Source organism: Gluconobacter sp. DsW_056 (assembly GCF_002153595.1).
Classification (GTDB): Bacteria; Pseudomonadota; Alphaproteobacteria; order Acetobacterales; family Acetobacteraceae; genus Gluconobacter; species Gluconobacter albidus.
On record NZ_JOPF01000003.1, the window covers coordinates 23881 to 38108 of the forward strand.

The 14228-nt window shown below is 60.4% G+C and carries 11 protein-coding genes; 6 read left to right on the plus strand and 5 right to left on the minus strand.

Annotated elements, in window-relative coordinates:
- Positions 1–29 precede the first annotated feature (29 nt).
- The gene (locus tag HK22_RS02130; protein WP_086648186.1) at positions 30–1214 is read right to left on the minus strand and encodes an MFS transporter; all 1185 of its coding nucleotides are present in this window, start codon (positions 1212–1214) and stop codon (positions 30–32) included.
- A 423-nt stretch (positions 1215–1637) separates the two neighbouring features.
- On the opposite strand from HK22_RS02130, the gene HK22_RS02140 reads away from it, so the two are divergent.
- The 4 genes from HK22_RS02140 (at position 1638) to HK22_RS02155 (ending at position 6020) form a co-directional block, all read left to right on the plus strand.
- Positions 1638–3923: a TonB-dependent siderophore receptor gene (locus tag HK22_RS02140; RefSeq protein ID WP_086648271.1), complete on the plus strand. Its 2286-nt coding sequence runs from the start codon at positions 1638–1640 to the stop codon at positions 3921–3923.
- Positions 3923–4240 carry a hypothetical protein gene (locus HK22_RS02145; protein WP_233142332.1) on the plus strand — a complete coding sequence of 106 codons (318 nt, stop codon included), beginning with the start codon at positions 3923–3925 and terminating at the stop codon, positions 4238–4240. Before HK22_RS02140 ends, HK22_RS02145 begins: the two co-directional genes overlap by 1 nt.
- Positions 4240–5706 carry a PepSY domain-containing protein gene (locus HK22_RS02150; protein WP_086648188.1) on the plus strand — a complete coding sequence of 489 codons (1467 nt, stop codon included), beginning with the start codon at positions 4240–4242 and terminating at the stop codon, positions 5704–5706. Before HK22_RS02145 ends, HK22_RS02150 begins: the two co-directional genes overlap by 1 nt.
- A gap of 65 nt (positions 5707–5771) precedes the next feature.
- Positions 5772–6020, plus strand: a complete 249-nt coding sequence (locus tag HK22_RS02155; RefSeq protein WP_143412365.1) for a hypothetical protein — start codon at positions 5772–5774, stop codon at positions 6018–6020.
- 12 nt (positions 6021–6032) lie between these two features.
- On the opposite strand, the gene HK22_RS02160 is transcribed toward HK22_RS02155, so the two are convergent.
- Complete coding sequence (locus HK22_RS02160) at positions 6033–7229, minus strand: diguanylate cyclase (protein WP_086648190.1); 1197 nt, start codon at positions 7227–7229, stop codon at positions 6033–6035.
- Between the two features lie 264 nt (positions 7230–7493).
- Here HK22_RS02160 and HK22_RS02165 point away from each other — a divergent pair, with 264 nt between their 5' ends.
- On the plus strand, positions 7494–8414 hold the full coding sequence (locus HK22_RS02165; protein WP_062028530.1) for a bile acid:sodium symporter family protein: 921 nt from the start codon (positions 7494–7496) through the stop codon (positions 8412–8414).
- Here HK22_RS02165 and HK22_RS02170 read toward each other — a convergent pair.
- A complete protein-coding gene (locus HK22_RS02170; protein ID WP_086648191.1) occupies positions 8386–9708 on the minus strand; it encodes an ATP-dependent RecD-like DNA helicase in 1323 nt (440 codons plus the stop codon). The two genes, HK22_RS02165 and HK22_RS02170, sit on opposite strands and share 29 nt — an antisense overlap.
- Positions 9709–9805: 97 nt before the next feature.
- Between HK22_RS02170 and tmpT the strand changes: the two genes are divergently transcribed.
- Positions 9806–10468 carry a thiopurine S-methyltransferase gene (gene tmpT / locus HK22_RS02175; protein WP_086648273.1) on the plus strand — a complete coding sequence of 221 codons (663 nt, stop codon included), beginning with the start codon at positions 9806–9808 and terminating at the stop codon, positions 10466–10468.
- A gap of 47 nt (positions 10469–10515) precedes the next feature.
- On the opposite strand, the gene HK22_RS02180 is transcribed toward tmpT, so the two are convergent.
- Together HK22_RS02180 and HK22_RS02185 are read right to left on the minus strand one after the other, a co-directional pair.
- Positions 10516–13200 (minus strand): TonB-dependent receptor plug domain-containing protein, encoded by a 2685-nt coding sequence (locus tag HK22_RS02180; protein WP_086648192.1) that lies wholly within the window; start codon positions 13198–13200, stop codon positions 10516–10518.
- Positions 13201–13299: 99 nt separating this feature from the next.
- Positions 13300–14217, minus strand: a complete 918-nt coding sequence (locus HK22_RS02185; protein ID WP_086648193.1) for a DUF4880 domain-containing protein — start codon at positions 14215–14217, stop codon at positions 13300–13302.
- Positions 14218–14228 lie beyond the last annotated feature (11 nt).

Consider the following 14228-nt stretch of genomic DNA (forward strand, 5'->3'; position numbering starts at 1 on the left):
TTCTCCAACTCAATCGAAGCCACGTTGCATCAGTCGTGCTGAAGCCGTCGGGGGAAGGCGGCCGGATTGAAAGCCGCGAGCAGGATACCCCCCAGTGCGATTATGACGGAGGCGGGACAGAGCACCGCAAATCCCAGTGTATTGAGAAGATGGCCGCCAATCGCCGAGCCCAGCAGGATGCCCATATTGCTGCTGCTGTTGACGGCAGCGCCCGCCACATCCGCACTGGTCGCCCGGGCACGGATGGCGCCGGACATGACGAAGGGAATGATGGCGGCATAGCCCATGCACCACAGCCCGACTGCCCCAACGCTTGGCCAGGCGGACAGCAGGTGTCCATAGACCAGGGTCATGCCGGTCAGCATGGCGATGCCGCCGCCGAACAGTCCGCCCGCAGGCCAGCGATCCACGACCTGTCCCGTCGCCCACAGACCGAAAATGCTGACAACGCCCGTGATGAGAAGCGCAATGCTCAACAGGTGTTCAGGCAGGCCATGCGCCAGAAGCAGCGGGGAGACGTAAGTATAGAGCAGGTTATGCGCGAAGAAGAAAATGGCGTTCACGCCGATCACGATGCCGAAAATCCGCGCGGCATGTGGCGACCGGATGGTCGGGACCTTGAGGGCCTTGGTATCGGCTCCGCGAACGGGTGGTAGGTAGAGCGCGATGAAGATCGTCAGCATCGCGGCCAGCGCTGCGATGACGTAGAGCGCCACGCGCCAGCTTGTGAGCTGGCTGATCGCGGCGGCTCCGGGAACGCCCAGAACCGAACCCAGCGACGTCCCTCCAAAAACAAACGAAATGGCGCGGCCTGTCATGCGTTCGGGTACGAGATGGGCGGTGTAGGCGGCGGCAATGGACATCAGCAGCGCATGGGACAGGCCGCCCAGGGCCCGGCCGATGCAAAGGACGCCGAAGCTTGGTGCCATGGCGGAAATCAGGTTGGAGACGACATATCCGCCAAGACAGAGCATCATGAGCATCTTGCGGTTCATGCGGCTCGTGGCGATGGTGATGGGGACGGCCCCGAAAGCGACAAGCAGGGCATAGGCGCTCACGGCCAGTCCGGCATGGCCTTCGGTGATGTTGAAGGACTTAGCCATGTCGATCAACAGACCCACCGGAGCAACCTCGGTCGTCACGGCAATGAAGGTCGACGCGAACAGGGCGCAGAGACCCGCAATGGTCGGACCGGAGAGCGTTTTGAACACGATGCACTTCCTGACTGGAACGGTGACCTGAGCGTCCCGAACGCGAGGGCTTTTGGCACTTCGGGCGCATCACGGAAACCTAAAAATTCAGCGTGCGATCATGATTGTTCGCAGGGTGGCAGAATGGTCCGCAGGGCCCGGTTTTGCAGGGATTTATGAAGATGTCCGGTTTCGTTTTTCCGGTATGATATTCCGGATTCGGTGATCCGTTTCGGCAGATGTCCGGAAGGGAATTTCCGTACCCGCCTCCCGTATCGGGGGCTAAAAGTGTTTCGTATGTTTTCATAATGGCTTTTTTTGCCGGAATGAGCGGAATGCCTCTATGTTAATAAGAACTATTCTCATATAGGCTTGCATCAGTCCTTCTGTGGGAAGGCACCGGTAAACGATCACTTGAAAGTGCGGATGATGCAGGCAGGGAATAATATGACGTCGCGTTCCCGCCAGGGAACGGGGTTCAGAAAAACCCTGTATGTGATCGCACTTCTGTCCGGCGGATGGGAGGAGGCTGTGGCGCAGACCGCGCCTGCGGATTTCTCTGCGACGGGACAGGAGCAGAACGGGACGCCTGCGAAGAAAAAGCCCTCCCTTCAGGGGCGTTCTGCCGTTGCGTCTGATTCGGATGTCCCCGGTAGCGTTGAACAGCTTCTGGTTCATGGACATCGTGCAACCGCTGCTACGGACGGTACCGGCACCTATACCGTGCGTGCGGTGTCCACGACGCGTATGCTGCTACGGCCAGAGGACGTGCCGCAGTCGATTTCCGTCCTGAGCACGCAGCAGATGAAGGACCAGAATCTTTTCACGGTCGATAACGCGCTCAAACAGGTCGCGGGCGTCAACGTCAATCTGTATGGCGATGGTACGGCGGGATTTTCTTCCCGTGGTTTTTCGCTGGCCGCGCAGTATGACGGATCGCCCGCGACCGGGGGGTTCCAGTTTTCCCAGCAGTTCGATCTTGCAATTTATGACCGGATCGAGGTTCTGCGCGGCCCGGATGGCGTGTTGCAGGGCTCGAGCGCGCCGGGTGGCAGTGTCAATTTCGTTCATAAGCGCCCGACCGAAACATTTCAGGGAAATGCGTCTTTCAGTGCCGGATCATGGGACAACTATCACGCCACGGTCGATGTGGGTGGTCCGATCGGAAACTCGAAAATCGTGTCCGCCCGCCTTGTCATGGCCGGGACCGACCGCGATTTTTTCTATAAAAACGCCTATGACCGTCGCTGGACGATTTATGGCGTGACGGACATCCATATTGACCGCCGCACCACACTGACCGTTTCCGTCACGTCGCAGTCCAACGACACGACCCGCTATATGGGGCTGCCGCGGATGAGCGGGACGGGCGCGGACCTCAATCTGCCGCGCAATACGTTCATTGGGTCGGACTGGAACAAGGGGCAGGTGCCTACGACCGAGGTCATGGCGCAGCTCGAACGGCGGTTTGGCGCGGGCTGGGTCGGGCGTGTCACAGGGCGGCACAGAACGGCCGATACCGATCTGCAATACAGCTATATCAACGCCTATAATGCCAAGTCCCAGACAGCGAATTATGTGGCGGCCCGCTCCATTTACAGCGAGACCAATGACGGTGTGGACGGGTATCTGACCGGACCGCTGCATCTGCTGAACCGGACGCATACGCTCATGATCGGCGTGAATTATAACCGCTATGTCTATGAAGGCGGCGGGGCAAGCGTCAATTCCCGCACGAACGCCGCTCTGGCCGGTCTGCCGATCAGCGACTATGGCGCAATTTCAGGCGCCATTCTTCCCTCCGTCAAAAGCCGCAGCTGGCAGCCGACCGAACAGTGGGGAGTGTACGGACAGGGGCGCTTTCAGCTCATGCCGAGCATTTTCCTGACGCTGGGCGGTCGTATCAGCGGATATGTACAGAAATCGCGCGATCTGGTGCCGGGTGCCGTGACCAGCACGTCCATTGACCAGCAAGGCATCCTTACGCCCTATGCCGCGCTGGTCTACCACGTCCTGCCTCACATAACCCTCTATGCCAGCTATACGGACACGTTCAGCCCCCAGTCTGCCTATGGTGTGGATGGGCGCCAGCTTCAGCCGGTACGGGGCGGGCAGCTTGAAGGTGGCATGAAAGGCGCCCTGTTCAACCAGATGCTGACTTTCACTCTGGCGGGATACAGGATCGTGCAGCGCAACGACGCCATCGCCAACAGCGATCTGGACCCGACCTGTGGGCCGAGCCATACCGCCACCTGTTACGTTGCGGCGGGCAAAACGCGCAGTCAGGGGGCGGAAGCCGAAGTGATTGGCCGGCCTCTGCCGGGATGGGACATCAACGCCAGTTACACCTATAATGACAACCGCATCGTTGATGATGGTACGCCCTCGAATGCAGGGCTCACCTATGCCGGGAACTCGCCGCGCCATCTGTGGAAACTCTGGACGCATTACCGGTTCGAACCCTACCAGGGGGCGCAGAAAAACATCTGGAGCATCGGGGGCGGCATCAATGCACAGAGCGGGACATTCGGCACCAACCGCCTCGTGACGCAGTCCGGCTACATCACGGCCTCGGCGCAGGTCGGATATCAGTGGAACCGCTATCTGGCCCTGACAATGAATCTCAACAACATCTCCAATACGCGCTATTATCAGCGCCTCGGCAATTTCTATTATTACAACTATTACGGTGAGCCCCGGAATTTCATGTTTACCCTGCGCTCGAATTTCTGATGACCGTCAAAGCCTCCACAGTCGTACGCCCCCGTCGTTCCGGGGGCCGTATGTCATCGCCAGCGCATCGGTGGATCTGGCGTGCGGTAGCGGTTTTTGTGCTGGTCTGGATGGCGGCGCATTTCATCACGCTGGGCGCCCTGAAATGGGGCCCCTCCGTACGGCATGATGCGACGGTTCTGGGGCAGATGATTGCCGTTGCCGCGTTTCCTCTGCTGTTTCTGCTGGCTTTCGGAACATCCAATCCGTTGCGCGGTGGGATCATTGCCGGGGCCGTCGGCGTTGTGGCCCTTCTGGCCGTCCTGTTGCATTCCTGATGCAGGATACGCTCCGCACCCGGATGGGATGGCTGCATGCCTGGGTCGGTTTTGCCGCAGGGCTTCTGCTGTTCTGCGTTTTTACGTCAGGCTGTCTGGCGGTGTTCGACACCGAACTAACGCGATGGCTCCAGCCCGAAGCTCCACCGCAGACCGCTGCATTTTCTCCCCGGTCTCTGGACCATGTGCTCCCGGCCGTGCACGACCTGCTCGCGCAGGGCGAAAAGCCGTTCGTAACTCTGCCTTCCGCGCGGGATCCCTATCTGCGTCTTGAGCATCATGACGGGCATGAATTCCTGACCGTTCCGTACAATCCACAGACCGGAGAGCGTCTGAATGTCCGTGCGACGGCGGGGGGAACGTTCTTTTACGACCTGCATTACACGATGCGTTCCGGCGTTTACGGAGAAACGGTTGTTGCGTTTGCGGGTCTGGCGCTTCTGCTGACGATCGGCTCGGGCATCATCATCCACCTGAAGGGGCTTGTCTCGGATCTGATGCTCCTGCGTCCTTTTGCCGCCAGGCTGCGGGCATGGCTGGACGTGCATGTGGTGGCGGCTGTTGTGTTCCTGCCGTTCATTCTCCTCATGGCCTATAGCGGGACCTTCATCCGTGCACGGACGCTTTTTCCGCCCGTGTCCTATCTCGCATCCCTTGAAAACGCTTTTCGGGTCTCTGCTCCGTCTGCGGCTCACAGGCCCGAAAAACCAGCCGTTCCAATCCCAGAAGCTTTTCCGCCGCTGGCTCCGCTCGTGGCGGAGGCTGAACGTACGATTGGGGCCGGCCAGACCGGATATATCCTGTTCCAGCCGCAGACCATCCTCGTCTCGCGGACTGACTCTTCTGGCCCGTTGTTGACGCGCGAGCATGTCGATTTCAGCCCGGTGGACGGTCATGTTCTGCGTCATGTCCTGCTGCCCGGCGCCATCACCCATACGGAACAGGTTCTGAAAGGGCTGCATTATGCGCGCTGGACGGGAGTGGGTATGCGGTGGCTGTATTTCCTCTCGGGAGCCATGGGCGCCGTCATGTTCGCGAGCGGGTCCATCATTTTCCTGATGAAACGTCGCCGTCAGTCGGGGGAGCGGATCATGTTCCGGATCGCCGAGGGGCTGGCCATTGGCAGCGTTGTGGGGCTGCCGATGGGCGCGCTTGCTTTTTTCTGGGCCAACCGTCTGTTGCCCATCTCTTTGCCAGACCGCCCACTGGCTGAAGGGCACGTTTTTCTGGCTGTCTGGGTGCTCAGTGTCGTTTCCGGAATGGCATGGAGTCTTCTTGGTCGTCCGCTTCAGGGCTGGAAAATCCAGCTTTTCTGTCTGGGAGGACTGGGTTTTTTCCTGACCCCACTAGACCTTGCGACCCGACCGGGTTTTGCGTTTTTTCATGTCCCGACGGTTTTCGCCGCAACGGATCTGGTGGCGCTGTTTCTGGCCTTCGTCTCATTTCAGATGGCGCGCCGGCTGTGATGATCGCTCTGTGCATATTTCTATGGAGCCTGTTTCTGCTGCTGCAGGCCTGTCATGAGCCGAAAATGCTGCGTTTTGCGCGCCTTCAGAAACCTGCATGGCTTCAGAGGACACGGGCTCTCCGGTTTGTATTGCCTCCGATGGTGCTGGGTGTGTGTGTTGCGGAGCGTGCCTCCACGGCAATTCCGGTTTGGGTTGCGACCTTCTCGGTTGCGGCGCTGCTCGTCGCGCTGGGCTGGGCCGGGTTGGCCCGGTACAGGGAGCTTCTGCTTACAACTGCCGAAGTCGGGGCTGCAGCACTCAGGAAAGAGTGAAGATCCGGACCGTCAGGGGCATGGTGGGGACGTGTCGGAAATGTCAGGCGGGGAAGGATTTTCTTCGTGTGCGAAATGCACCACGCGGTCTCGGCCTGTCTGCTTGGCGGCATAAAGGGCATTATCGGCCCGGGCCAGAAGATCTGTCCGGCTGATACCCGTCCCGGGGCACAGGGCCGCGCCGATGCTGAGTGTTGCAGTGATGCCTTCCTCTCCGATCACATGCGTTTCGGCTGAGAAAGCGTTGCGGAGGCGCTGGGCCGTTGCGAGCATCTCGTCAACACTGCCACACTGGAAAACAACGACAAATTCATCTCCGCCAATGCGGAACAGTGTTGTTGTGGGGTAAAGGAGATCTTTACAGACACGACCCATGGCGATGATGATCTGATCCCCGATCGCGTGGCCATGCACGTCGTTGATGTTTTTGAAATGGTCGATATCGACCATGAGAAGCGCTTCGTGGGCGCAGTTTTTTCCGTCATTTTCCAGCCATGCCTGAAAGGCCCGGCGGTTGCCGCCTCCTGAAAGAGGGTCCTGAAGGATCAGTTCCTGCTGCTGGAAGGCCAGTTGCTCCCAGGGGATGGCGATCATGCCCAGAGCGAACAGCGCCACTTCGATGACGGTCAGGAAATTATAACTCGCAACCGCCCAGATGGTGGCCGGAGCAGCGCCCAGCGGGGCCGGCATCCACACAACGAGCGCCACCAGCAGAAAATAAAACCCTGCATAGAGGGTCAGAAGCTTCTGTAAGCTGCGTCGTGCGGGCGTTCTGATCTGGGTGGGATGTCTGAGGTCCCGAACTGCGAAAACGTGGAGCAGGGCAAGCGTGGTCAGGCGAAAGGCCGTGCTGAGCACATGGAACAGCCCTGTTCGGGCAGAAAGTACAGAAAGGACAAAGAAGATGAAGCAGGCCAGCAGGACCGGCAGAAGCCGCGGGCGGTAGCCGAGTATGATACGCATGGCCTGCCATGCGGCTCCGTAGGCCATGATCATGAACAGGGAGATCATCCGTGGTCCCCACTGTCCCGGCAGAAGGGACTGGACAGTCGAGAACAGGCCGGAGACCGCCCCCAGAAAGAACGGGGCTCCATACCACGCCATGCGGGACCATCGTCTGCCGGAAAACTCGGCCAGGATGAAGTGAATGCCCAGAAGCAGGAAAATAACCGTGCTGTACCCAAGCAGAGTAGGCGGATCAGGAGTCATTGATGATGCATGGGTTATTGAACAGGCTGCACGGGCCACTCCCGAAAAAGCTGATAGACAGTCTTCGATTCCTCAAGGGGATAATAAAGACATCCCGACCTTACCTTGAGGTTAATGGCATTTTTCAGGCTGGGTATTCCTTGGGTCTGTGATGGAAAAAGGTGACGGATCCGCGGGCTTCCTGCATAGGAACGTTTTTGTTATCTCCATGATGTCGGGTGATATGTCTCCTGAAAAATGCTTTTCCGAAATGATTCTGCTGCAGTGATGACGCGTCTTTTTCCGCTCTGGGCCATTGTGGTGTCCGGGCTTGCCCTTCTCCTGCCCGGACCGTTTCTGACACTCGTTCCCGTCATCACGCCGCTTCTGGCGTTCGTCATGTTCACGATGGGCGTTTCCCTGACCCCGGCCGATTTCGGGCGAATTCTCCGCAGGCCCGCGCCGGTTCTGGCAGGGGTGGGGCTGCACTATCTCGTCATGCCGCTTGCGGCGTGGGGGATCGCGCATCTGCTGGGACTGTCGCCTGCGCTGATGACGGGCATGGTGCTGGTAGGGTGCGTGTCGAGTGGTACGGCGTCCAACGTCATGATCTATCTGTCACGTGGGGATGTTGCGCTTTCCGTCAGCATCAGTGCGTTTTCAACGCTCGTCGGGATCGTTGCGACGCCGCTTCTGGTGCGGTTCTATGTCTCGGCGGGCGTTGCGGTGGATAGCTGGGCGCTGTTTCGCAGTATCGTGACGATGGTGGCACTTCCCGTTCTGGCTGGTGTTGTTCTCAATACTTTCTGTCATCGGGCGGTACGACGCGTCGAGCCGGCTCTGCCGCTGGTGGCCATGATGTCGATCCTGCTCATTATCGGAGCGATCGTGGCCGGTGTGGGGCCGTCTCTGAAGGAGGCCGGTCCCATCATGCTGCTGGCTGTCATCCTGCATAACGGGGTCGGGCTTCTGGGGGGCTACTGGGGCGGCCGTTTGCTCGGGTTTGACGAAAGTGTCTGCCGGACGCTGGCGTTGGAAGTCGGGATGCAGAATTCGGGGCTGGCCGCCACGCTGGGGCGTCTTTACTTTTCCCCGCTGGCCGCACTTCCGGGCGCGGTTTTCTCGGTCTGGCACAATGTTTCAGGGTCCATTCTGGCGTCGCTCTGGGCGTCGCGGCCTATTGTGCGGAAAGACCCGCCGTGTTGACGAGGAACACCATGTCCGTCGCGCGCGTGACCGCCACATAGCAGAGCTGCTGCGTCTCCAGCGGGTTCTGCCGGGCGCGACGGCCGATGTCGCCGAGATCCACGAACACGTTTTTGAACGTGCTGCCCTGCGCCGTATGGACCGTCATGGCATAGATCGCCTGAAGCTGGAGCAGGGCGTTGTGGAAGGCGAAACGGTGACTCCAGCGTCGGTGCTGCTGTTTCGCTTCCTGCACCAGACGCCGGTCCACGGCCTCCAGATCTTTCGGGTTCTGCACGATATGGCCAGTGATTTCCTCGCCCGCCATCGTTAGCAGCGTGACTTCCCATGACGCCAGATCGGCCACCCAGGCTGGAACGTCCTTGCACAGCTCGAACTTGTAGGACAGCCGACCGGGCTTGATGTGCATGACGAGGACTTCCTCGTTCGTGGCGATGGCCTGACGGGGGCCGCTTTCTTCCTGCTGGACGGAGAAAGGCGCGCGGGACACGACACGCTCGCCGGGCATGAAAGGCGTGGGCGTCTCGCCGCCATAACGCCAGAGCCGGACCATCCGGTTGATCTGATGCACCCGTGCGTTCGTCCAGCACAGATAGCGGCACCAGTCGTTATCGGCGTCGAACGCATCGGACAGGAACGCCTTGCGGACCCAGCTTTCCACATCCTTGGGCAGGAACAGGCCGGTCTGTTCCTGACGGGCATCGCGGACCCAGCTCCAGTCGGCTTCACTGCCCTGACTCTGGCGGATGAGGGTCGCGGCTTCGAGGATCGGATTGCCTGCCGCCTGTCGTACGACGGTGTCGAGATGGGAGCGGGAGGGCACGGAAAACGAGGGGGAGGCGGCTTCTCCAACAGGCGGAAGCTGTGCCGGGTCGCCTACGAACAGCACGAAGCAGTAGCGCAGCAGATCGCGGATCCAGTTCATCAGTTCCGCCGAAAGCATCGAACATTCATCGACGATCACGATGCCATCGGCGATCGTCTGCGGCCGCTTGGAGCGCACGAGGGTTGTGGTCGTGCCCTGCGAGGAGGGCTGGAGGCTCAGCAGGCTCTGGATCGTGCGGCAATCGACGTCCCGGTCTACTTTGGAGCGCAGGACGGCGGTGGCCTTGTGGGTGGGGGCTGTGATGACCACCACCTTTTTCTCGCCCATGAAATGCCGGGCGACGGCCTGCATCAGCGTCGTTTTGCCGCTGCCCGCATATCCCGTCAGCAGATGCGTCGGCAGGCCTGCGGCATGGGCGGCAATGATTTCATCGAGCGCCTGCCGCTGGGAGGGGGTGAGCATGACCATGGGGGGCTTTTCTCACATTTTTCCAGCACATGCCATTGCTTCTCCCGTGCAGGGCGGCGCAGTCTCAGCCGTGAAAAGCAGGGAGAAAGCCGGATTTATGGATGTCGCGTCGAATGCCGTTTTCTGGCAGGAAAAATGGGAACGCGGTGAGACGGGCTTTCATGAAGCGGGGGCCAATCCGCTTCTGACCCGCCATATCGCCGCGCTGGACCTGTCTGCCGGAGCGCGGATTTTTGTGCCTCTGTGCGGCATGAGTCAGGACATGGTCTGGCTTGCGGGGCAGGGGTATCGGGTGATCGGATGTGAACTCAGCGATATCGCGGTCAGGCGTTTTTTCGATGATCTCGGCGTCACGCCCGATGTTGTGCAGGCAGGTTTGCTCCGGTGTTTCTCAGCCGGTGCCATCAGCGTTTTTGCAGGCAATATTTTCGATCTGACGTCGGAGGTCCTTGGCCCGGTGGAGGCCATTTATGACCGTGCCGCGCTGATTGCCCTGCCAGAAGATCTGCGCCGGGCTTATGTCGCCGGTCTTCTTGCCCTGACCGGCCCCGTGTCGGAACTGCTCGTGACGCTGGCCTATGATCAGTCCTGCCTGAAGGGACCGCCGTTTTCCGTGGACGAGGCCTTTGTGCGCGAAGTTTACGGAGAGGCTTACGAGATCAGGCGTCTGGAAAACCGGGAGGTCGAAGGGGGCCTGAAAGGGCGGTGCCCGGCCTCCGAAAGCGTTTGGCAGCTCAGCCAGTTGCCGGCGCGTTCCTGAAACCTGTGCCCCTTCCCCGGAGAAAGCGGGGAAGGGGTGTGTTGTGTTCAGAAGGCTGCGGACACTGTCCCGAAGAACATGCGCGGAGCCGTGGGGTAGCCGGTATAGGTGTTGGCGTCGCCGGCGGCGATCGTGGACCAGGAGCGCGCATTCGTCAGGTTGCTGGCGTTGAACTGGAGCTTGAGACTGTTCATGTGTGGGATCTGGTGGAACGTGTAGCTGGAACTGAAGGCGAGCTGCACGCGCGGTGGCACCATGACGCTGTTGGTGATGGTCCCCGGACGGACGCCCATATAGCTGCCGCTGAACTGGGCATTGAAGCCGCCCTGATTGTAGTTGACGGCGAACTTGTCGGACCATGCCGGAATGGCCGGAACCTTCTTGTCCTTGGTGGCATAGAGCGTCGCGCCATCCATGAAGTCATTGCCGTAAATGCTGCTGACATAGGACACGGCATCATAGATCGAGAAATGCGGTCCGAAGCGCAGAGTGAACGACATGTCCATGCCGTTTGTCGAGACGCTGCCGAGGTTCGCCACCGTATTGCCGACGCCTGAAATGCCCTGACCCGGCGGTGAAATGGTGCCGAGGCGGTTGAAGAAATCGACGTGATAATATTCGAGCTGTCCGCTGATTCCGGTCAGGATGCGCGTATTGATCGGATGGCTGGTGCGGATGCCGGTTTCATAGGTCCAGGACGTTTCCGGCTTGCCGCTGCGCTTGAACTTCTCGAAATCTGCCTGATCGGACACGGCCCACGGAGACGTCGAGCCGTAGCCGGTGGCGGCGAAGGAGTTCATGTTTTCCTGAATATTGGCAAAGAGCTGTTCGTGCTGCGTGACGTTCCACAACGCACCGAAGGCGGGCAGGAACGGTTTGTAAGACGGAATGGTGCCGCCCGCGACGGTGTGGGTGCTGGTATCGACGATCGTTTTCGCTCCCTTCACCGAAGAGGCGAGGGACTGCGGCAGGGCGGCCACCGGGAGGGTGCCGTTCGTATAGACCATCTCGGACTTGAAGCCCGCCGTCAGCGTCAGGCGTGACGTCACCTTCCAACTGTCCTGAAGATGCGTGACGAAGGTGTTGGTGTAGAACGCGTTGTTCCACTGCGTGAACAGCGGGTTGGTCGGGCGTGTATAGGGCGTCAGCGTGTCATTCTGCGTCAGCGGATACCAGTAGCGGCCCTGCTCGTTGTTGTTGCGCTCATACCAGCCACCCAGCTCGATGTTGTGATGGCCAAGACGATAATGCAGCGTGCTGGTCAGGCCGCCGCGATAATCGCTGTATTCCGTGGTGCGGACGGCGAAACCCGTTCCTCCCGTGGCGTTCCAGACCTTCGGATCAATACCTGCGACGCTGTAGGTGAACTGTCCGTTCTTGATGTATTTTGTGCCGGTCGGGTCGAGATAGGAGCCGAGGATCGTCAGGATCGCGTTCGTGCGGATGGAAGTCGCGACAACGCCTGCACCGTCGTCATAGTGGAAGTAAAGCTGGTTGTCCCAGTTCAGGTTCGGGGAGAACCGGTGGGAAATTTTCAGATAGGTCAGGTAATCGGTTCGCTGGGCGGCGGAGAAGTAATATTTGTTGTTCGGCGTTGCCGGTCCGGCTTTGGTGGAGCTTTCAGCCGGGTATCCTGCCATGGCGGCGTTCAGATCCGGGAAGAAGGCCCCACGGGCATACAGGTCGGTCGGGGCGGTCAGACCCTGCGTGTTCGGCTCGGCCTTGTTCTGCCAGTCGAAATAGGCGGTGATGGTTGTGTTTTCGCCCTTATGGACGAATTTTCCGTTCACCTGATAACCGCCCTGCCGGTTGGCATTGCCGAGGTTCCACGGACGGGCGTCCTGACGGGCAAACGCCATATAGGCGGAATTGCCGTTGCCGAAATTGCCCGTATCGACCCGCGCGAATGTCCGGAATGTGGAATAGCTGCCAAAGGTCTGGTTGATTGTGGCACCAGCCTTCTGCTTCGGATCGCGCGTGGTGAATTCGATTGTCCCGCCCAGATTGCTGGTCGAAGCCGTGCCCAGCGCACCGGCGCCTGACGACAGGGATGTCGATCCGATGTCTTCACTGATCGCTGCGCGCTGCGGGGACAGGCCGTTATAGTTGCCGTAAGCCCCGGCGCCGAGCGGCACGCCGTCCATCGTGTAGCCGAGCTGGTTCTGGTTGAAACCATGGACGTAGATGCTGGAGTTCTGTTCGTTGTTCCCCCAGGGATCGACGTTGGTGAACGTGACACCCGGCAGCAGATCCAGCGCCTGCATCGGGCTCTGGCCCGGCATGAGCGTCTGCATTTCGTCGCCGCTGACACTCATGACCGAGCGTGTGCGGTGGCCGGTGGCGACGATCTGTTCGATGTCATGCGCCTGCGCTTCACGCAGGCGCTGCGACTTTGGGCGCGCGGAGGGGTCCTTGCGGATGATGACGCCGCCATCCGGCATGGCCTCGGCCTTCAGTCCGCTTCCCCGCAGCAGGCGCCTGACCGCATCGTCGGGTGACAGCGTGCCGTCCACGGCAGGGGCGCGCAGATGGGCCACGGCATCGGAGGTGAAGATGATGTTGCGGCCCGTCTGATGCCCCAGCGTCACGAGGGCCTGCGCCATGGACTGCGGCGCGATGTGCACCGGAGCAGCGGGTGCGGCGAAAGCGCTGGACAGCGAGGGCGTCAGAATGGTCGCGCCTGCCGACAGAAGCAGAACGGTGCGGCGGGGGTAACGGGAGGGCGGGGTCATGGGGCTCGTTTCCTGTCGTCGGGCCTGAAAGCGGTCTCAACAGGAAGACAGATGAAAAACCAAAAACCTCAGCGTTATGCAGCGGTTTTCATCGAAACGTCACAAAGCGATGATTTCATCCGTGTTGTGGGCCGGGCGGATCCGCAGGGGCAGCAGATGCGGGAGCATCTGCAAAAACGCATCCCCCTGACGCACGTGATACACGCCGCTCAGGCGCTGCGACGCCAGGCGCGGCGCGGACAGGACAATCTGGCGTGAAGCGTAGCGGTTGATTTCCTGAATGACGTCCGCCAGCGGCTGGTTGCGGAACACCAGTTCGCCCCCCTGCCAGGAGAGCAGCGTCTCCAGATCGGGGTAATCAATATTCCAGCCTCCGTTGCGATACATCCGCAGGCGCTGTCCGGGCATCACCCAGCGTCCCGTTTCACGCAGGGTTGCGGCGGTCAGGAACACCTTGCCCCGGATGGCCGTGACTTCCGTATTGCCGCGATTGATGCGGATATCGGCGGAGGTCTGGTCATGAAGCTGTACCGTCATGCCATCGGCGGAAAGATGAAACGGGTCCGGCCCTGCAACCGAGAGCAGGATCTGCCCGTGACACAGCCGCGCCTGCTGTCCGTTCGGCCCCACTACGAGGCGCGTCTGGGTGTCGAGGCGGCAATCCGTCCGGGGCGTGAGGTGGACATCGCGGATGCTTCCGATCCCGGTCTCCTCGATCCGGCGCGCATGTGCGCCCTCCCACGGGGGAACGGCCAGAAAGACCGTTGCCACCAGTCCGGCCAGCGCATGACGCCGACTGAGGACGGGGCGCCGGACGGTCTGAACCGGTTTTGCAACGACGTGGGGCGTGCGCGCGCCTCCGGAGAGTTCCCACAGTTCCGTCAGATGTTCGAAAACCGGTCCGTTCCGGGGATCGCTCGCCAGCCAGTCGCGGAACATGTCATGGTCGAGGGGCGTGCAGTCCTCAGCATGGAGGCGTGCAATCCATTCTGCCGCACGGAGTTTGATGACATCCATCAGATCGGTAT